18 protein-coding genes are annotated in these 18,612 nt (G+C 70.2%); 13 read left to right on the forward strand and 5 right to left on the reverse strand.

Going from position 1 to position 18,612, the window contains the following annotated elements; genetic code table 11:
* Positions 1 to 223: 223 nt before the first annotated feature.
* From ABTX78_RS30470 to ABTX78_RS30530, 13 genes are all read left to right on the forward strand, one after another.
* Complete coding sequence (locus ABTX78_RS30470) at positions 224 to 1,516, forward strand: ABC transporter substrate-binding protein (RefSeq protein ID WP_352210000.1); 1,293 nt, start codon at positions 224 to 226, stop codon at positions 1,514 to 1,516.
* A 2-nt stretch (positions 1,517 to 1,518) separates the two neighbouring features.
* Positions 1,519 to 2,415 (forward strand): carbohydrate ABC transporter permease, encoded by an 897-nt coding sequence (locus tag ABTX78_RS30475; RefSeq protein WP_352210053.1) that lies wholly within the window; start codon positions 1,519 to 1,521, stop codon positions 2,413 to 2,415.
* Positions 2,415 to 3,341, forward strand: a complete 927-nt coding sequence (locus tag ABTX78_RS30480; RefSeq protein WP_352210001.1) for a carbohydrate ABC transporter permease — start codon at positions 2,415 to 2,417, stop codon at positions 3,339 to 3,341. The genes ABTX78_RS30475 and ABTX78_RS30480 overlap by 1 nt, the downstream gene beginning before the upstream one ends.
* The gene (locus tag ABTX78_RS30485) at positions 3,338 to 5,449 is read left to right on the forward strand and encodes an alpha-galactosidase (protein ID WP_352210002.1); all 2,112 of its coding nucleotides are present in this window, start codon (positions 3,338 to 3,340) and stop codon (positions 5,447 to 5,449) included. The genes ABTX78_RS30480 and ABTX78_RS30485 overlap by 4 nt, the downstream gene beginning before the upstream one ends.
* Before the next feature lie 55 nt (positions 5,450 to 5,504).
* The gene (locus tag ABTX78_RS30490; RefSeq protein WP_352210003.1) at positions 5,505 to 6,263 is read left to right on the forward strand and encodes an SDR family NAD(P)-dependent oxidoreductase; all 759 of its coding nucleotides are present in this window, start codon (positions 5,505 to 5,507) and stop codon (positions 6,261 to 6,263) included.
* 46 nt (positions 6,264 to 6,309) lie between these two features.
* On the forward strand, positions 6,310 to 7,071 hold the full coding sequence (locus tag ABTX78_RS30495) for a FadR/GntR family transcriptional regulator (protein WP_352210004.1): 762 nt from the start codon (positions 6,310 to 6,312) through the stop codon (positions 7,069 to 7,071).
* Entirely contained in the window at positions 7,068 to 8,213 is a 1,146-nt protein-coding gene (dgoD, locus tag ABTX78_RS30500; RefSeq protein ID WP_352210005.1) for a galactonate dehydratase, read from the forward strand. The genes ABTX78_RS30495 and dgoD overlap by 4 nt, the downstream gene beginning before the upstream one ends.
* Complete coding sequence (locus tag ABTX78_RS30505) at positions 8,207 to 9,004, forward strand: hypothetical protein (protein ID WP_352210006.1); 798 nt, start codon at positions 8,207 to 8,209, stop codon at positions 9,002 to 9,004. The genes dgoD and ABTX78_RS30505 overlap by 7 nt, the downstream gene beginning before the upstream one ends.
* Before the next feature lie 23 nt (positions 9,005 to 9,027).
* Positions 9,028 to 9,663, forward strand: a complete 636-nt coding sequence (locus ABTX78_RS30510) for a bifunctional 4-hydroxy-2-oxoglutarate aldolase/2-dehydro-3-deoxy-phosphogluconate aldolase (RefSeq protein WP_352210007.1) — start codon at positions 9,028 to 9,030, stop codon at positions 9,661 to 9,663.
* Positions 9,660 to 10,592 (forward strand): SMP-30/gluconolactonase/LRE family protein, encoded by a 933-nt coding sequence (locus tag ABTX78_RS30515; protein ID WP_352210008.1) that lies wholly within the window; start codon positions 9,660 to 9,662, stop codon positions 10,590 to 10,592. Before ABTX78_RS30510 ends, ABTX78_RS30515 begins: the two co-directional genes overlap by 4 nt.
* A 7-nt stretch (positions 10,593 to 10,599) precedes the next feature.
* Positions 10,600 to 11,577, forward strand: coding sequence for a sugar kinase (locus tag ABTX78_RS30520; RefSeq protein WP_352210009.1), 978 nt, complete (start codon positions 10,600 to 10,602; stop codon positions 11,575 to 11,577).
* Between the two features lie 185 nt (positions 11,578 to 11,762).
* A complete protein-coding gene (locus ABTX78_RS30525) occupies positions 11,763 to 12,326 on the forward strand; it encodes a peptidase inhibitor family I36 protein (RefSeq protein WP_352210010.1) in 564 nt (187 codons plus the stop codon).
* Between the two features lie 315 nt (positions 12,327 to 12,641).
* A complete protein-coding gene (locus ABTX78_RS30530; RefSeq protein WP_352210011.1) occupies positions 12,642 to 12,947 on the forward strand; it encodes a hypothetical protein in 306 nt (101 codons plus the stop codon).
* A gap of 992 nt (positions 12,948 to 13,939) precedes the next feature.
* On the opposite strand, the gene ABTX78_RS30535 is transcribed toward ABTX78_RS30530, so the two are convergent.
* The 5 genes from ABTX78_RS30535 to ABTX78_RS30555 form a co-directional block, all read right to left on the reverse strand.
* Positions 13,940 to 14,341 (reverse strand): hypothetical protein, encoded by a 402-nt coding sequence (locus tag ABTX78_RS30535; protein ID WP_352210012.1) that lies wholly within the window; start codon positions 14,339 to 14,341, stop codon positions 13,940 to 13,942.
* A 277-nt stretch (positions 14,342 to 14,618) separates the two neighbouring features.
* Positions 14,619 to 15,185 carry a peptidoglycan-binding domain-containing protein gene (locus ABTX78_RS30540; RefSeq protein WP_352210013.1) on the reverse strand — a complete coding sequence of 189 codons (567 nt, stop codon included), beginning with the start codon at positions 15,183 to 15,185 and terminating at the stop codon, positions 14,619 to 14,621.
* A gap of 53 nt (positions 15,186 to 15,238) precedes the next feature.
* Positions 15,239 to 15,958 (reverse strand): hypothetical protein, encoded by a 720-nt coding sequence (locus ABTX78_RS30545; protein ID WP_352210014.1) that lies wholly within the window; start codon positions 15,956 to 15,958, stop codon positions 15,239 to 15,241.
* A 37-nt stretch (positions 15,959 to 15,995) separates the two neighbouring features.
* On the reverse strand, positions 15,996 to 18,200 hold the full coding sequence (locus ABTX78_RS30550; protein ID WP_352210015.1) for a glycoside hydrolase domain-containing protein: 2,205 nt from the start codon (positions 18,198 to 18,200) through the stop codon (positions 15,996 to 15,998).
* Between the two features lie 66 nt (positions 18,201 to 18,266).
* Positions 18,267 to 18,464 (reverse strand): hypothetical protein, encoded by a 198-nt coding sequence (locus ABTX78_RS30555; protein ID WP_352210016.1) that lies wholly within the window; start codon positions 18,462 to 18,464, stop codon positions 18,267 to 18,269.
* Positions 18,465 to 18,612: the final 148 nt, after the last annotated feature.

Below are 18,612 nucleotides of genomic sequence, written 5' to 3' on the forward strand. Positions count from 1 at the left end.
TGCGTCGATCCGTATCGCCGCATCTTGCTCGGTCGGGTGTCGCCGTGCGGTGACAGCTGTGCCCCGGGGCCCTTCTCCGGCCCGGGGCACAGCCTTCGAAGAATTAATTAGTAATTAATCTTGACGGTCCTTCCGAGCCTGCGCCAAGCTGTGCCTGCCGCGCCCGGAGCCGGGCCGTCAGGGGGCCTCAAGTTCCGTTCCGTGGGCACCAAGGGAGTCACAGATGACCGCCTTCAACGCCACCCGCCGCAGGTTCCTCGCAGGAACAGGCGCAGTCGGCGCCGGCGCGCTGCTCAGCAGCTGCGTCACCCAGAGCCCGTCCGCCACTGGAGGAAAGTCCGGCGGCCCGGTGACCCTGCAGTCCAACCTCTCCTCCCCGCAGGCCAAGAGCGCGATACAGGCGACGGTCGCCGCCTTCGACAAGCGCGGGGGCACCGGAGCGCAGCTCAACACCGTCGCGTCCGAGACCTTCCGCACCCAGCTGCCGACCTACCTCACTTCGGCCAACCCGCCGGACGCCTACACCTGGTACCCCGGTTCGGTAGCCGAGTCGTACGCGAAGAAGGACCTGCTGCTCGACCTCACCGACATCTGGGAGAAGCCCGAACTCGCGGGCTACTCCGACGCGCAGAAGAAGCTGTGCACCTCCGCGTCCAGCGGAAGGAAGGTCTTCGTGCCCACCAGCTATTACTGGTGGGGCATGTTCTACCGGAAGTCCAACTTCGCCAAGTGGGGCGTGCAGGAGCCCAAGACCTGGGATGAGTTCCTCGACCTGTGCGACAAGCTCAAGAGCAAGGGCGTCGCCCCGATCGGCCTCGGCGCCGGCGGCGACACCCCGTGGGTCGCCTCCGCCTGGTTCGACTACCTGAACATCCGCGTCAACGGCGCTTCGTACCACCGCGAACTCCTCGCCGGGAAGCACCGCTTCGACGACCCGGAGGTCCGCAGGGTCTTCGACCGCTGGGACGAGGCCCGCCCGTTCTTCGACCCGAACGGCACGGCGATCCCTTTCCAGGACGCCACGACCGCCCTCCTCCAGGGCCGTACGGGCATGATGCTGATCGGCACCTTCTTCGCCGACGCGGCTCCGAAGAACGCCCTCGACGACCTGGACTTCTTCCGGTTCCCCGTCATCGACGCGAAGATCCCGGTCGCCGAAGAGGCGCCCACCGACGGCTTCTTCGCCAGCGCGCGCACGAAGCGGGTCGACGGCGTCAAGGAACTGCTGCGCTACCTGGCCACCGCGGAGTCGCAGGAGCTCTACCTCAAGAGCGGCTCGGGGACCACTCTGCCCACCCACCCCGACGCCAAGGACTCGGGCACCCCGCTGGTGCAAAAGGGCCGGAAGCTCATCGAGGGCGCAGCCGATCTCACCCAGTTCTTCAACCGGGACTCCAGCGACGCCCTCCAGCCGACCGCGGACACCGCGCTCGTGCACTACCTGGCCAAGCCCAAGCAGATCGGCTCCATCCTCACCACGTGGCAGCGCGGCGCGCAGAAGATCTGGAGCCAGTGACCATGGCGCTGCTCGGCTCCACACGACGGTCCAGGGCTACGCGGGTGCCCCCGGTGGTCCTGGCCTTCGTCCTCCTCCCGCTGCTCGTCGAAGCCTTCTGGGTCTTCTGGCCGGCCCTCCAGGGTTTCTATCTGTCGTTGACCACGTGGGACGGCCTGGCGGCCCCCACGTTCGTCGGCCTCGGCAACTTCAGCGAGATGGTGCACGACTCGGTCTTCCGCACCGCCGCGATCAATACGGTGCTGTGGCTGCTGCTCTTCGGCGGCCTCTCGGCCGCCCTCGGCCTCGGTGCCGCGCTGTTGCTCCAGCAGGAGCGGCGCGGGATCGGCTTCTACCGAGCGGCGCTCTTCCTGCCGGTGGTCTTCTCGCTGGTCGCCACCGCGCTCGTGTGGCAGGCCATGTACCAGCCGGACGGCCTGATCAACAACGTGTTGTCGGCCGTCGGCCTCGGCGGGTGGCGGCACGCCTGGCTCGCCGACCAGGACACCGCCTTCTACGCGGTGATCGTGCCCGCCCTGTGGCGCCAGGTCGGCTACGTCATGGTGCTCTATCTCGCCGGCCTCAAGGGCATCGATCCCGTGCTGTACGAGGCGGCCAAGGTCGACGGCGCGAGCCGCCTGCGGCAGTTCCGTCACATCACCCTGCCGCAGCTGCGCAGCGTCAACGCGGTCGTCCTGTCGGTCATCGTCATCGACTCGCTGCGCTCGTTCGACGTCGTCTGGGCGCTCACCCGCGGCGGTCCGTACCACTCCTCCGAACTGCTGAGCACCTACATGTACTCCACCGCTTTCCAGTCCCTGCGTCTGGGATACGGCTCCGCGCTCGCCGTCGTCATCTTCGTGCTCGCCTTCGGTGTCATCGCGAGCTACCTCGTGCGCGCCTTCCGGGAGGCCGACTGATGACCGCCACCCATGCCTCAGCACCCGTCGGCAAGGAATCGGGCCACGACCCCGGCACGAAGCCCGCGCTCCCGCGACCGGCACGCCACCGGTCCGTCCCCCGCGGCCGCGGTCTGCGCACCACCGGCTTCCACCTCACGGCGGGTCTGCTGTCCGCGCTGTGGCTGCTGCCGATCGCCCTCGTCCTGGTCACGAGCACCCGCACGTTCGACGACATCGCCGCCCACGGGGTAGGCAGTTGGCCGCGATCCTTCACGCTGGACGGCTTCCGCCAAGCCTGGGTGGACGGCGGCCAGCAACAGGCCCTCATCAACAGCATGGTGGTCTCGGTTCCCACCGTGCTGCTCTCGCTCGGCCTGGCCTCCATGGCGGCCTTCGCGCTCAGCCGTTACGACCTGCCGTTCCGGCGCGTCCTCCTGCTGCTGATGCTGGGCGGCAACCTCCTGCCTCCGCAGATTCTGCTGATCCCGGTCTCCAAGCTGAGCGAAGTGCTCGGCATCTACGACCAGTTGTACGCGCTGATCGGGGTGCAGGTCGGCTTCGGCGTCGGCTTCTACGTCTTCGTCCTGCACGGCTTCATGCGGGCGATCCCCGGTGAGATCCAGCAGGCCGCCGTCATCGACGGCGCGAGCCCCTGGCAGATCTACTGGCGGATCATCCTGCCACTTGCCCGTCCGGCACTGGCCGCGTTGACCGCCCTGTCGTTCACCTGGATCTTCAACGACCTGCTGTGGGCCATCACGGTGCTGCGCACCGACAGCCAGATGCCCATCACCGCCTCGCTGATCGGGCTGCAGGGCCAGTACGTGTCCATGTGGAACGTCATCGCGGCCGGTTCCGTGATCGCCGCCGCCCCGACGGTGGCCGTCTTCCTCCGCTTCCAGCGCCACTTCGTGGCCGGACTGAACCTCGGAGCCGTGAAGTGACCACGCCCGACCGGTGGCTGCTGCGCAACGATTCCACCACCTACGCCGTCACCCTCGGCGGCGACGGCCGCTGGGCCGAACTCGCCTCTTGGGGACCGCACGGCGCCGAGGCCGGACCCTCGCCCATGGACGGTTCGCGCCGCACGCACTTCATCACCCCCGCCGACGCCGCCCCGGCCGAGTACATTCCGTACGGGCTGCGGCCGTTCACCGGCGCGGACCTGATCGCCTCCCGCCCCGGCGGCGACCGGGGCAGCTGGTGGCACTTCGACGGTGCCACCCAGGACGGCGACCGGGCACTGCGCCTGGAGTTCGCCGACGAACTCCTCGGACTGCGCACCACGCTGTGCTACGAAACGGTGCCCGGTACCGACGTCGTACTGCGCTGGGCAGAGCTCACCTGCACCGGTGAGGACGAGGTGCGGTTGGAGCGCTTCGACTCCGCCGCCGTCAACGTGCCCGTCCAGGGTGGCGCGCGGCTGACCTACCTGGCCGGCCAGTGGTCGCAGGAGTTCCAGCTCCACGAGATGACACTGGAGCGCGGGCGCTTCGAGATGGAAAGCACGCAGGGTTCGGCGGGCCACGCCTACCACCCCTGGCTCGCCGTCCAGTCCGCCGACGCTCCCGCCGAGGGAACCACCCCCACCTACGGCATCGCCCTGGAGTGGTCCGGCAACTGGCGCATCACCGCCGACGCCGAGCCCGGCGGCGCGCTGCGTGTCCGCGCCGGCCGTGTGCCGCACGAGGGCGCCGTGCGTCTCACGCCCGGCGCCACCCTCGTCACACCCCGCTTGGCCTGCGCCTTCAGCCCGGACGGTCTCGACGGCCTGGCTCGCGTCTGGCACCGCTACGAGCGGCACCTGACCGGCGAGCGCATGGACCGGCCCCGCCAGGTCCTCTACAACTCGTGGGAGGCCACCGGCTTCGACGTCGACGCCGAGGGGCAGTTGGAGCTCGCCGAGGCCGCCGCCGAGCTGGGCGCCGAACTCTTCGTCATCGACGACGGCTGGTTCACCGGGCGCCGCGACGACACCGGCGGCCTCGGCGACTGGGACCCCGACCCGGCCGCATTTCCCGATGGGTTCGACCGGTTCGTCGAGCAGGTCCGGGCCCTCGGCATGGACTTCGGCCTGTGGGTCGAACCCGAGGGCATCAGCCCCCACTCGAAGCTGTATGCCGAACATCCCGAGTGGGTGTACCGAATCGACGGCCGCCCGGCCACACTCGTACGCAATCAGCTCCTGCTCGACCTCGGCCGTGAGGACGTCCAGGATTTCGTCATCTCCACACTCGACCGGCTGCTCGGCTCCCACGCCATCGGCTACCTCAAGTGGGACATGAACCGGCCGCCCACCGAACGCGGACGCCCGGGCCACGCGGCGGGCCCCGACCCGGAGCGGCCGGACCTGGACGCTTGGCACGTGGCCGGCTACCTCCGCGTCCTGGACCATCTGCGCACCGCCCATCCGCACGTCACGGTCGAGGGCTGCGCCGGCGGCGGCGCCCGCGTCGAGCACGCCACCATCGCCCGCACCGATGTGGTGTGGCCGAGCGACAACACCGCGCCCATGGACCGACTGCGCATCCAGTACGGGTACCTCCACGCGCATGCCCCGCACACCATGAGTTCCTGGGTCACCGACGCCCCCGGCATCTTCGACACCCGGCCGCGCTCGCTCGCCTTCCGCTTCGTCACCTCCATCGCGGGCGTCCTCGGGATCGGCGCCGACATCCGCCACTGGGCACCGGAGCAGCGTGCCGAGGCCGCGCGGTGGATCGCCCGCTACAAGGAGATCCGGGACGTCGTCCACCACGGCGAATGCCATCTGCTGGCCGGCCCCGCCGGCCCGACATGCGGTGTCCAGTTCGAGGAACGCGGCGGTGACCGTGTGGTGGTGACGGCCTGGAACACCGGACCGCTGGACGGCACGCCCCTGCTGTCGGGACGGCCCGCCCGGCTCCGCCTGCGGGGCCTCGCCCCCCAAGCCGTGTACACCGACACCGACACCGGAACCCGCTACAGCGGCGCGTATCTGCTGCACTCGGGGCTGCCGTTCACCTGGAGCCCCGCACACGACGCGCAGCTGACGGTTCTGGCCCGTCGGTGACGCCATCGGACAATCCGCCCCCCACCGGCCTCTCGATCAGGAGAAGATCCCCCACATGAATCCAGCCGTCCGTTTCACCAACCGCGTCGCCGTCGTCACGGGCGCGGCGTCGGGCATCGGCGCGGCCGCCGCGGCTCGCCTCGCCGCGGAGGGCGCGGCCGTCGTCCTCGTCGACATCGCCGCCGAGCGCGGCGAGGAGGCCGCCGAACGGCTGCGCAAGGACGGAGCCCAGGCCGTGTTCGTCGCCGCCGACGTCACGAGCGAGGACGACTGGCAGCGGGTGATCAACACCGCCCACGGCCTCGGTCCCGTGGACATCCTGGTCAGCAACGCGTACACAGTGGCCGTCGCGCCGGCTCACGAGACCAGTCTCGCCTCCTGGGAGCGGCAGCTCTCGGTCAACCTCACCGGTGCCTTCCTCGGTGTCCGGGCGGCACTGCCGGATCTACGCGCGAACTCCGGGGCCGTGGTGCTCATGTCCTCCGTGCACGCGCACCGGGGCATCCCCGGCCATCCGGCGTACGCGGCGAGCAAGGGCGCGCTGCTGTCGCTGTGCGGTCAACTCGCCGTCGAGTACGGCCCGGACGTCCGGGTCAACGCGGTACTGCCGGGGCCGATCCTGACCGCGGCGTGGGACCGCGTGCCACAGGCCGACCGCGAGCTCAGCGTCGCGGGCACCGCCGCGCGCCGTTTCGGCACCCCCGAGGAGGTCGCCGCCGCCGTCGCCTTCCTCGCCGCCGACGAAGCCTCCTACATCACCGGATCGAGCCTGCTCGTGGACGGCGGCTGGAGCATCTCGAAGGCCTCGGCCTGACGGATCGACCCACCGGCACCGATCGAACAGCAAGAAGGGCATAGACATGACGCCATACGCGCGCCGCGGAGTTCACGGCCAGACGGTGGAGACCCTCGCCCGCCGGGTGCTCACCGGCGAGATCCCCGAGGGAGCGACGCTCGACATGGCGGCGCTGCAGAGCGAGCTGGACGTCAGCCTGACGGCGCTGCGCGAGTCCCTGAAGGTGCTCGCGGCCAAGGGCATGGTCGACGCCAGACAGAAGCGCGGCACTTTCGTCAGGCCCCGATCCGACTGGAACCTCCTCGACGCCGACGTGCTGCGCTGGCAGTTCTCCGAGAGCAGTGGCACCGGTGCCGATCCCGCGCTGCTGCGCAGCCTCGGCGAGGTCCGCGGAATCATCGAGCCCGCGGCCGTGCGCCTCGCGGCCGACCGGCGCACCGACGCCGACCTCGAGGCGCTGGAGACGGCCCTGACCGCGATGGGTCAGGAGGGCGGCGCGAGTCACGCCGTCGAGGCCGACCTCGCCTTCCACCGGGCGCTGCTCGCCGCCACCCACAACGAACTGCTGGAACGCATGGAGATGGTCATCGAGTCGGGCCTCGCTCAGCGCGACCAGCTCGTGCACAGCGCTCCGCACAGCGAGGACCCGGTACCCAGCCACCGCGCCGTCCTCGACGCCGTGCGCGACCGGGACCCCGACGCCGCCGAACACGCCATGCGTGCCCTGCTCGACCAGGCGACGCGCGATCTCGACAAGGTCAGCGGCTCGCACGCGTCCGAAGGCGTGGACGGTTCACCCGAGACGAAGGACGGCCAGGCACAGTGAAGATCGCGCGCGTCGAGACCTTTCTCATCCCGCCCCGGTGGCTGTTCTGCCGTATCGAGACCGACGGGGGCGTCGTCGGCTGGGGCGAACCGGTGGTGGAGGGCAGGGCCGAGGTGGTCCGATCGGCAGTGGAGGTGCTGGCTGAGTACCTCGTGGGCCAGGACCCGTTGCGCATCCAGGACCACTGGCAGGTGCTGAGCAAGGGCGGCTTCTACCGGGGCGGCCCGGTCCTCTCCAGCGCCGTCGCCGGCATCGACCAGGCCCTGTGGGACATCGCCGGCCGCGCCCTCGGGGTGCCGGTGCACACGCTGCTCGGCGGACCGGTCCGCGACTCGGTCCGGGTGTACGCCTGGGTCGGCGGCGACGAGCCCGACCGGCTCAAGGAGGAGGTCACTGCTCAGGTGGAGGCCGGCTTCACCGCCGTCAAGATGAACGCCGCCGGGCGCACCCCGCCGATCGGCAGCCCCGCCGAGACGGCTGCCGTCATCGAGCGCGTGGCAGCGGCCCGCGAGGCTCTGGGACCGCACCGTGACGTCGCCGTCGATTTTCACGGCCGCTTCGGCGCCGCCAACGCGCGGCGCGTGCTCCACGAAATAGCCGCCCTGCACCCGCTGTTCGTGGAGGAGCCCGTCCTCCCCGAACAGGCGCATCTGCTGCCGGGCCTGGTCGCCGCCTCGTCGGTGCCGCTCGCCACCGGTGAACGGCTCTACGGGAGGGCCGACTTCCTCCCGCCACTGACCGCGGGAGTCGCCGTGGCCCAGCCGGACCTGTCGCACGCCGGCGGGATCTCGGAGGTCACCCGAATCGCGTCGCTCGCCGAGACCTTCGGGGCTCATCTGGCGCCGCACTGCCCGCTCGGCCCCATCGCACTGGCCGCCAGCCTTCAAGTCGCCTTCGCCACGCCCAACTTCCTGATCCAGGAGCAGAGCCGGGGCATCCACTACAACAAGGACGCCGACCTGCTGTCCTACCTGGTCGACACCGAGCCCTTCCGGTTCGACGACGGTCAGGCGCTTCGCACGGAACTGCCCGGACTCGGCATCGCCGTCGACGAGGACGCGGTACGCGCCGCCGACCGCTCCGGCCACGCGTGGCGCAACCCCGTCTGGCGGCACGCCGACGGCTCCTTCGCCGAATGGTGAGCGTCATACGGCTGCCCGTCCGCGTCACCACCGACCTGGACCACGGCGGCCGCTGGACATCACTGACCGCGGCCGGCCGCGAGTGGCTGTGGCACCGCGACGAGCCGCGTCGCGCCCACGTCCGGCCCGGTGAACTCTTCGCCGACGCAGGTGGGTTGGAAGAGTGTGTACCCACCGTGCGCGGAGTGCCCGACCACGGGGACGCCTGGTCGCGCTCCTGGCGGCGGGCGGGGGACGAGGACATCGTGGAGTGCCCCCACTTCCGATTGACCCGGCGCATCGGCGAGCGGGGGGACGCGGTCGTCGCCGACTACACGCTCGCCGCCGAGCACGGCTACCGCTTCGTATGGGCCGCCCACGCCCTGCTGGACCTCTCTCCGGCCGCCCGGATCGGCGTGGCCGGACCGGCGGTCACGCGGCTCTACCCGGACGAGGGCGACCGCTGGATCGCCGACGCCTGGCCCACCGTCGACGGCGTGGGGCTGGACCGGCTCGGACCGGACGACGCAAGCGCCGTCGGTGCTGTCGTCCTCACCCCACGGGTGTCCGTGCACGACGGCTCGGACTCACTCCACCTGTCCGTCGAGGCCGACCGACAGCCGGCCTCGGTCGCCCTGTGGCGCAACCTCGGCGGCTTCCCCCAGGACGCCCCGTACAGATCGGTCGGTGTCGAGCCGATGCTCGGCCGCGTCTTCGACCGGGAGGCGGGCGACGACGGCGACACCGCCGTCGTGCCGGCGACCGGGGAGGTCACCTGGCGGCTCACCGTCACCGCAACCCGCCGCGCCTGACACCCCACCAGAAAGGATCCCCCATGGACCTGCTCGCGGCGCTGCGCGCCCACCGGCTCCTCGCCATCGTCCGCGGCAGCGACCCGGCCGCCGCGCTGACCACCGTGCTCACCCTCGTCGAGGAAGGCATTTCCCTCGTCGAGGTCTCCCTCAGCGGACGCGACGCACTCGACGTCATGGCCCGGGCCCGTGCCGCACTGGGCCCTGACGCACCCCTCGGCGCCGGCACCGTCCTGACCTCCGACGAGGCCCACGCCGCTCAGAAGGCCGGAGCCTCGTTCCTCGTCACACCGGCGGTCAGCGACGGCATAGCCACCGGCCTGGAGCTCGGACTCCCGGTGCTCGCGGGGGTGATGACCCCCACCGACGTCCTCCAGGCGCACCGCTTGGGCGCCACGGCCTTCAAACTCTTCCCGGCCGGTAGCGCCGGAGGCCCGGGATATCTGCGGGACCTGCGCGGCCCCTTCCCCGACCTGCCGTTCGTACCCGTCGGTGGAGTGGACGCCCCGGCAGCCGCCGACTATCTGCGAAGCGGTGCCGCAGCCGTCGGCGTCGGCTCGCCACTGGTCGGCGATGCCGCCTCGGGCGGCAGTCTCACCGCCCTGCGCGAGCGGGCCCGCACGTTCCTGGACGTCGTACGCACGGAGGTCCGGCCGTGACCCGGCCCACGGTCATCGGCACGGACCGCCTCGAACTGGGCGAGGGCATCCGATGGACGGACGGCCGCGCCGTACTGACGGACATCCTCTCCGGCCGTCTCCTGTCCACCCCCGACAACCCCGCCGCACCGCTCGCACAGATCACCCAACTCCCCTGCCCCTTGGGCGCGGTGGCGCCGATCGAGGACCGGCCCGGTCACTGGATCGCGGCGGCGGGAAGCGGCATCTGCCGCATCGACGCCGCCGGGCGCACCGACTGGATCGCCCACGTCGAGGACGATGCCGAGTTCCCGATGCGGATGAACGACGGCATCGCCGACCCACAGGGCCGTTTCTGGGCGGGCAGCATGGCGTACGAGGCGACGGAGGACGCGGGCTCCCTCTACCGCGTGGACCGCGACGGACGCGTCACCCGGATCCTGCGGAACATCACGGTGCCCAACGGCCCGGCTTTCGGCGCGGACGGCACCGCCATGTACCTCGCCGACAGCGCCCGTGGGCTCGTCCGGCGCTACCCCGTCGACCCGGTCACCGGCGACGTGGGCGAGCCGGACACCCACATCACCTTCTCCACGGGCAGTCCCGACGGTATGACGACCGACAGGGAGGGGGGCCTATGGACCGCGGTCTGGGGCATCGGTCAGGTCCACCGCTATCACCCCGACGGCACCCTCGACCGGATAGTGGAGCTGCCGGCCGCCCAGCCCGCCGGGCTCTGCCTCGGCGGTCCCGACGGCCGTACCCTCCTCGTCACCAGCGCCCGCGTAGGCCTGTCCCGGCCGGGCCCGCTGGACGGCGCCGTGTTCGCCTTGCGAGTCGACGTACCGGGGGCGCCGGCCGCGCCGTACCGCCCGGAGCGCACCGAGAGCCCCACTTCCACAGCCCCCGACGCCGCCCGCGAAGCCGCAGTCCGTCCCGACACACCGTAGGACCACCATGAGGACCCCCCGACCCCTGCGCCCCGGCCCCGTTGTCTGCCTCGGCGAGACCATGGCCGCGCTTGCCCCCGAGCCCCTCGGGTCGCTCGACGACGCCGACCTGCTGCGCGTCGACATCGCAGGCGCGGAGTCGAACGTCGCGCTCTACCTCGCCGACCACGGTATCCCTGCCCGCTGGCTCTCCGCGGTCGGCGACGACCCCTTCGGCAGACGCGTCCGGGACCGGATCGCCGCGGGCGGAGTCGAGGTCAACGGCGTCCGCACCGACCCGGACCGTCCCACCGGACTGCTCCTGAAGGACCCCGGCGCGCACGGCACGCGCGTCCACTACCACCGTGGTGGATCCGCCGCCTCGGCCCTCACCCCCGACCTCCTCGACGACCCGGCCATGGAGGGCGCCGCACTCCTCCATCTCAGCGGCATCACCCCGGCCCTCTCCCCCGGCTGCCACGCCCTCGTCGAACGGGCACTGCGCCCCGATCGGACCTGCCCGGTCAGCTTCGACGTCAACTACCGCCCCGCCCTGTGGACCGACCGCCCCGCCGCCGACATCCTGCGGCCGCTCGCCGACCGGGCCGACATCGTCCTCGTCGGCCTCGACGAGGCCCAGGCTCTGTGGGGCGACGGGATCACCGACGCGGAAGGGGTTCGCGCCTTCCTGTCCGGTCCGCAGGTCCTCGTGGTGAAGGACGGCGACCGCGAAGCCACCGCCTTCACCGGGAGCGCCGCTCACAGCGTGCCCGCCTTGAAGGTGCGCGTCGCGGAACCCGTCGGCGCGGGCGATGCCTTCGCCGCCGGGTTCCTCAGCGGCCTGCTGCGACACCTGCCCGTGGACCACGCCCTGCGCCTCGGCCATCTGACCGCGGCCTCGGCGCTGAGAGTCACCGCTGACCACGGCCCGCTGCCGGACCCCGGACTCGTCGGTGCGCTCCTGGACGCCGACGAGGACACCTGGCGGGCCACCGTGATCGCCTGACTCCTGAGGAGGGTTCGTCCGGGGTCTCGGTGGACCGCCTGCGAAAGCCACAACTCTCGTGCAACCCGGCCCCTGTTGGGTGCGTATAACCACTGACCGCTCCACGCGGCACGGATGGGGACGCCGCCGATCAAGGGGTCAACGCAGGAACAACAGTTCCTGCTACACACCAACGGGAGAGACGCATGAAGCTGCTGAATCCGCTCAAAGAGCGGCGTACTTCGCTCGCACTGGCACTGGTCACCACATCCTTGCTCACGACGGCCCTGGCCACCCCGTCGGTCGCCGCGCAGGCGGACGCCTCGTCCGCCCGGGCCGCGGACACCCGACTGGAGCAGCAGATCGAAGGCCTGCTGCGGCACAACAAGGGTGCCGAGCGCATCGCGAAGGACCGGGTGCGGCTGGAGCCGGGCGTGGAGATGACCGTTGCCTCCACCCGCGCGGCGGCCGACGGCGCCAACGACTGCCGGACCGGCTATGCCTGTGTGTGGCAGCACCGCGACGCGGGCGGCTACCGCCTGGACTTCTACTACTACGGCTCCTACACCCTGTCGAACTACACGATGCCCGACGGCACCAGCTGGCAGGACCAGGTCAGCTCCTACTACAACGCGCAGACCGGCGGCGCCTGGATCGTCGGCAAGAACTGGGACGGCGGCCTGGAGTGGATCTTCGGCGGCCCGGGAGGAAGGTACGAGGCCCTGGTGTCCGCCAACGACCAGGCGGATGTGATCGAGTTGTACGCGTAGTCGAGGAACGGGTGCGGGGGACGCCGGCCGAGGTGACCAGGATGTGCTGACGGGTCGTTGGGCTGCGACGGCACCTCGCTTTCTCGCCCGGCCTCAGCAGGCGGCCTGTGCAAGTCATGCGAGCCGTTGATCGAGACGTTCATCGAGCCCTACGGGAGGAGCCGGCAGATCGACGGGGGATCTGCCGGCTCACCGTCCTGCGGGCCGGCGAGACTTCTCACGAAACTCACACGGCGCAGGATCCCGGTCGCGCAGCCGCTTGGGTCCTGGCCGCGCAAGCAAGGGGTGCACAGTGGCCGGCGCGACCGTGACCCCGTGCAGACGGTTCAGATCGGCGGCGGCGGGGGGCGGGTGGGCCCGTGCTTGGTGTGCCCTCCGCGGCGCCCCCACCAGGTCCGCGATGCCCTCCGCCGTGCGAGCGCGCTGGACGACTCCGACGCCTGGCAAGGGCTGCGCACTGCTGTGGAGGGACTCGCGGCGATGCAGGCCAAGGACCACGGATTCAGTGCTGCCTTTGTCGAGCAGCTCCCCCAGGGAGCGCTGGTCGAGGAGAAACTGCGGCAGGGCGTCGCCGGCTTCCAGCAGCTCATCCATCGTGCGAAGAAATCGGCTCCGCCCTGACTTCGCATTCGATGATCTCGCTCTGGTTCTCATGGCCAATAGCGGAGCAGTACAGCACGCATCGAATTCCGCAGCAGCGTCGAGGCGGCTCACCGGCTACCTGCTCGACGCCTTTCGGGCGGATAGCACGGAACGTCGGCCCCTGCCACCCCCGCCCTCACGGACCTGGCCCGAGTGGCCTTCCCACCGCCAGTCCCTCGCTGAAGAATTCATCGAGCTCTACGGGAAGAGCCGACAGATCGACGGGGATCTGCCGAATCACCGTCCTGCGGGTCCGGCCGCGCATAGGGCCAGGCATGCGATCTCGAACAGGCGGCATGCAGTGGGGGACATCGATCGAATCGCCGAACCCCAGCGGCTTGGCGCGGTTCTACGCCGAACTCCTCGATTGGCACATGGGGCACGACGAGCCGGCCACAGCCATGGTGGCTGCCTCTCCGCAGGGACCGTTCTTCGTGGCCCGGCAAGCGGATGCCTACCGGCCCCCGGTGTGGCCACCTGGTTGCGAGATAGTTCAGGGTGGCGCTCGCCAGCGGCGGGCGGGCCATGTAGACAAGGCCGTCAGGGCCTTCGACGGTGTCGTTGTTTTTCTTCACACCAAACTCAACTGCCGCCGGGGGCACGCCGGTTACGCCCCGATCGTCCCGTCCCGGGGATGCGAAGTCCTCGACCGACTGCGTCGGCGCGGGCCGCCAGTACTCCGGCGCGATCAAAGGCGTCGGGCTGAACGTGGTGAAGGGGACCTCGGCGAGCTCGGCGTCGGAGCCCCAGCGTTCCTCCTCGGCGTCCCAGACGGAGCTCACGTACTTGATCGGTGTCCAGGCCGACTCGTCCAACCCTGTGATGACCTCGCGGATCTTCTTCTTGACCGCGACCGCGAGGGAGAACCTCGCGCCGGCCTTGCGGCAGGCCAGCGACGACCTTGTGGGAGATGTACACCGAGTCGGCGCGCACCACGATCTGGGCGGTGATGCCCATCGCCCGGACCGTCGTCATGGTCTCGCGCCCAGTATGAACGGCCAGGTGCAGGTGAACGCCCGTAGCACGGACTCGAGTTGGCGTACGTGTCCCCAGGTGAAGGCACGCAGGAAGGTGCCCGGCGTCGACGGCGCGCCCACGCCCCTCAACAGGCGGGGCAGGCCGCCGTGCCCCAGCACGTCCAGGTCCTCGATGCTGTCCGCCCCGGCGACCATCCCGCCGATGATGGACAGCGCCTTCGCGTCGGCGGCCGTCCCGGCGCCGTTGCCCGCGCCGGTGAGCTTGACCTTCTCGGCCACCAGAGCGGGCAGGCCGCACCGCTCGGCCAGCCGGACCGTGGGGACCAGCCCGGCATGCGCGATGAGATCGGGGGCGTCGAACGCGGCGAACAGTTCCGGGCCTGTGCAGACTTTCACTTCGGAGATGCCTTGCTGTTTGTGCCTGATGGAAGCGTAGGAACTCCCATCACCGCAGGTCAGCGGGCACCTCTTCATTTCTCCATCCACAGGCCGACCATCACGCGGTGGATCCAGGCTCACTCCTCCTCATTCGCCAAGTTCTGTCCGGTCAGGGAGGCAAGGGTGCGCGCGAAGGGGTTGGCCCTGGCGGCCGGGGACCATCCCCCTCACTGGCTTGTGGATGGTCCCCGGCGGAGGCCTGACCGGGCGGAATGCGAGTCAGGGGGGCGAATGGTCAGCGGCACTCGCTCCCGGACAGCGATCGGTACAGGGCTTGCTTCCAGGCTGCGTTGCCGCCGAAGTTGCCGCCGTAGTACTTGAACATGTACGTGCCGCCGCTGTGCCTTGCCCGCAGGAACAGGTTGGGAGTCGTACCGTTCGTGGCGCGGTATTGGATGTTCAGCATGCTGTCGCTGTAGACGCTGCCTTCGACGAGGCGGTCGTCCAGCTTGGCCCAGGTCTTCGCGCCTACGACGCCGTCGACATCAGCGCCTGTGAACCCCAGCCTCTTCTGCAGCTGCTCGACACCCCACGTCGTGTCCGAACCATAGGCGCAGTCCACATCCTGGGCATCGAAGATGAATTCCGCGTACAGGATTGCCTGGATCACTCCCACCGCGTTGCTGTTCCCGTAGGAGCTGCCCGACCAGAGCGTGGCCTCATCCGAGAAGTCGTTCTGGGCGCCGGCGTTTTCATCGATGTACCCCCTGCTCACACTGGCGGCAGCGGGACTGGTGTTGAGGGTGATGCCGAATGCCAGAGCGGCGGCGCCGGCGATGAGGGTGCGACTGATTCTCGACATGCTGATGTGCCCCTTTCAGAGTTGGTTGAGGTGGTTGAGGTGGTTGAGGGGGTTCAGCGGGCGGTTGCTCGTTGTTTGCGGGTGAGGGCTTCGGCGGCCTCGCGGCGGTCGGCGTCCAGTGGGTCGGCTGGGACGCCGGCGCCACGGCCCGGGTGTTCGCGCCAGCCGCGCAGCTCGGCGGCGAGGCGGCGCAGGCGGGGGCTGCCGGGGGCGACGTCGATGCTGAACAGGGACTCGTCGGGCTGCTTGTCGTCCCCGCCCCAGCGGACCACGCCGTCGAGCTCGGCGAGGATGTCGCGGACCACGGTCAGCTGGTCCGGGTACCAGCCTCCGGTGGTGCCGGCCGGGTAATGGCCGGGGCGGATCCGCAGGGCGGTGCCGGAGGCCAGGTTGGAGGCGGCGGCCGCCGGGTCGAAGCCTGACGGGTGATGCCAGCCGGTGACGTCGCCGGGGCGCAACTCGTCGATCTCGTAGTGGTGGCGGCGCAGCAGATGGACCAGAACGGTCTCCACGTCGCCGATGCGGGTGGCGACGGTGAGGCCGGTGCCGGGGACGGGGCGGGTCCAGACGGTGGAAACGTCGTCGGCCCGCTCCTCCATCACCCAGCCGTTGAGTGAAACGGGGCGTTCCTTCGCCGCGGCGCCCATGGCTCCTGCGGAGTCTGCCGCGTCGGCGGCGGAAGCCGTCGGGGCGGTGAGGAGCGTGCCGGAGGCGAGTCCCAGTCCCAGGACCGCCGTGCCCCGCACCATCAGGCGTCTGCTGAGGTACGTCATGTCGTGCGTCCCTTCCTCGATGTGGTGTGAGCAGGGGTCAGTTCGCCGCGGCGCGGTGGCGGGCGTAGTAGCTCTCCATGACGCGGTACACCCCGACGACGTCCCGGCCGTACTGGTCGGTGATGTCTTCGGCGGTGCCGTTGTAACGGGCGATGATCCGTTCGGAGGCGGAGTCCGAGGTCTCCAGGCCGGGGCGGGGCAGGTGGATCTGGAAGGCGTTGTAGACCGTCAGGTAGGCCGCGGTCTCGATGTTGTACTCGGGGTCTTCGTGGAGTTTGGTCCACACGGTGCGGCGGTCGTCCTCGAGCGTCAGCAGCGGCTCGTTGAGGAGGCCCTGCTCCACGCAGTAGTTGCGGGCCTCGATGGCGACCCAGCCGTAGATCTGGCCCCAGCCGGTGCTCACGTCGTCCCTCAGGCCGGCCTTGAAGGCTTCGTCGGCTATGGGGTCCAGCGGGTTGAACTGCCGCAGTTCCCACAGCACCGGTGCCTGCACCAGGGCCTTGCGCAGCCGGAGGTTGCGGGCCAGCCGGGTGAAGAGCCAGTCCATGGAGATGATCGCGTCGATGGCCTCGGAGTTGGATATGCCGCCGAGGGTGCCCCAGTCGTCGTCGGTCCAGCCGTCTCCTCCGGTCTCGGGGACCCCGATGCTCTCGAGGTAGGTGCGGATCTCGGCCTTCATCGCCTCGTGGTCGGCGGCGACGATGTCGACGTCGAGAGTCTCGGTGTAAGAGGCGGGGTCGAAGGTCCGCTCGCCGTCGTCGCGGCCCGAGGCGATGTTCTTGTCGATCTCTATGGCGCCCTGGCCGGAGCCGACGGTGCGGGTGGCGATCTGGTCGAATGCCCAGTTGGCGGGCAGGGCGTAGCCGAGGTTTCCGGAGAAGCCGCTGGACATGTCGGAGACGAAGCTGGCGTCGGCGTAGCCCGCGTCCGAGACGCGGCGGCACACGTTGCGTGCGCCGTATACGCCGATCCGGTAGCGGGAGTAGCTCGTGATCGCGTGGTGGACGCCACGGAAGTGCGGCAGGACGGAGGCGGTGACCTCGCCGTCGAGGGCGTCGAAGTCGACGGCGAAGTAGATGCGGGCGCCGTCCTGGAAGCCGTGTCGCCGTGCCCAGACGATGGCGTCGTGGGCGTCGTGCAGGCCCTGGCTGTAGGAGAAGTAGTCGGCGCTGCCGCCCCAGGTCTGGTAGATCGGGAAGCAGCTCAGACCGGCCGCGGCGATGGTGTCGAGCTCACCTGGCTTGATCATCTTGTCGAGGGTGGAGCCCGCCACGTTGCTCAGGTACCGGCCGACGTGCCGGTATCCGGCGGAGTGGAGGGCCTGGGCGCGGGCCGGGGTGACGGTGGTGATGCCGTCGCAGGCGGTGCCGGGGCGGGACTGGTCGCCGTAGGAGACCAGCAGCGACGCCCAGGTGGAGAAGTCGACGGTGCCGGTCCGCGGCAGGGCGACGTACGACTGGAACAGCGCGACCGCCTCCGCGACCTGTGCGTCGTAGGAGGAAGTGAACGCCACCGGGCGGTCGTTGAGGACCAGGGCAGCGCTGAGCAGGGACACCCAGACGCCGCTGTCACCGGAAGTCAGGGGGTGGCTGCGCAGGCCGGACTGGGTGGTGGGGCCGAAAGTGCCGTTGACGGCGCCGTCCGCCATGCCCAACTCGTACTGGACCGCGTACAGCATTGACTTGGCAACACTGCGGGAGTGGTGACCGTCACAGGGGATGACGAAGAAGTCGGCGCGGCCGATGTAGCGCCCGTTGAGCCAGCGCTGGACCGTCTGCACGGCCGGGCTGCCGGCCCGGTCGCCGTAGGTCACCAGCTCGTACGGGTCCATGTTCAGCAGGCCCTTGAACACCTTCGGGGTGAGGCCGGTTCCTTCGACGTTGCCGACGCCCATGTCCTTCTTGAGCTGTGTCACGGACGCGGTGACGCGCGGCCCCCAGTCACCGTCGATATCGCCGCCGTCGTACCCCTTGCAGTAGAGCGCCGACTGCACGATCTGCGCGAAGTTCTCCGACGGTACGGTCGCCGCGGTGAGTGACGGGTACGCCGCTTTCAGGGTGCTGAGGGTGGTGGGGCCGAAGCTGTTGGACAGGGCGGTGATGCCGAGTTCGTACTGGAGCGCACGGGTGAGCGCGTACATCGTGGCCCAGCCGGTCTGCCCGTTCTCCTCAAGCGTCATACCAATCACGTTGCTGTAAGTGTTGTTCACGAACCGCTGTGCGCGCAGCACCAGTTCATCCATGACGGTCTACCTTCCGGCTTCAAGTCCCCTACTCCGGGCAAAGAGGGGCATCCTCTTCCAACTGTGCTAGTTGAAGGACTTGGCGGGGACGCTGCCCGCCCGAGCGTCACCGTGCTGTGCCAGGGCCCGGGCGAGGAGCCCCGGGATCGGAGCGGTCGGGCAGAATGTCTCTGCCGAACCGGACCGGGTGTGGAGCCTCCGGGCGTCCGCCCGGCTGCGCGGGGCCAGTTGGTGGAGCGGGGCCTGCGCACGGTCGATCACCATGCCTCCGCGTCGGCGGTCGCCGCCCTACTCCGTTCTTTGGGCAGGAGCCCGTCCGTGTCGTCGAGGCGTGCGGTCCTGGCAGACCGGGTCGCCTCGCCGGGCCAGCCCGGTGGGTTCTCCCTGTGGGCCGGCCAAATCGAGCGCGAGC

It is taken from the genome of Streptomyces sp. NPDC096193, assembly GCF_040302905.1.
GTDB lineage: Bacteria > Actinomycetota > Actinomycetes > Streptomycetales > Streptomycetaceae > Streptomyces.

Excerpts from the sequence above, each read along its gene's own strand:
- ABTX78_RS30475 (WP_352210053.1), top strand. The coding sequence starts at position 1,519 with ATGGCGCTGCTCGGCTCCACACGACGGTCCAGGGCTACGCGGGTGCCC.
- ABTX78_RS30480 (WP_352210001.1), top strand. The coding sequence starts at position 2,415 with ATGACCGCCACCCATGCCTCAGCACCCGTCGGCAAGGAATCGGGCCAC.
- ABTX78_RS30490 (WP_352210003.1), top strand. The coding sequence starts at position 5,505 with ATGAATCCAGCCGTCCGTTTCACCAACCGCGTCGCCGTCGTCACGGGC.
- ABTX78_RS30510 (WP_352210007.1), top strand. The coding sequence starts at position 9,028 with ATGGACCTGCTCGCGGCGCTGCGCGCCCACCGGCTCCTCGCCATCGTC.
- ABTX78_RS30545 (WP_352210014.1), bottom strand. The coding sequence starts at position 15,958 with ATGACGTACCTCAGCAGACGCCTGATGGTGCGGGGCACGGCGGTCCTG.
- ABTX78_RS30505 (WP_352210006.1), top strand. The coding sequence starts at position 8,207 with ATGGTGAGCGTCATACGGCTGCCCGTCCGCGTCACCACCGACCTGGAC.
- ABTX78_RS30540 (WP_352210013.1), bottom strand. The coding sequence starts at position 15,185 with ATGTCGAGAATCAGTCGCACCCTCATCGCCGGCGCCGCCGCTCTGGCA.
- ABTX78_RS30555 (WP_352210016.1), bottom strand. The coding sequence starts at position 18,464 with ATGGTGATCGACCGTGCGCAGGCCCCGCTCCACCAACTGGCCCCGCGC.
- ABTX78_RS30495 (WP_352210004.1), top strand. The coding sequence starts at position 6,310 with ATGACGCCATACGCGCGCCGCGGAGTTCACGGCCAGACGGTGGAGACC.
- ABTX78_RS30520 (WP_352210009.1), top strand. The coding sequence starts at position 10,600 with ATGAGGACCCCCCGACCCCTGCGCCCCGGCCCCGTTGTCTGCCTCGGC.
- ABTX78_RS30470 (WP_352210000.1), top strand. The coding sequence starts at position 224 with ATGACCGCCTTCAACGCCACCCGCCGCAGGTTCCTCGCAGGAACAGGC.
- ABTX78_RS30550 (WP_352210015.1), bottom strand. The coding sequence starts at position 18,200 with ATGGATGAACTGGTGCTGCGCGCACAGCGGTTCGTGAACAACACTTAC.
- ABTX78_RS30525 (WP_352210010.1), top strand. The coding sequence starts at position 11,763 with ATGAAGCTGCTGAATCCGCTCAAAGAGCGGCGTACTTCGCTCGCACTG.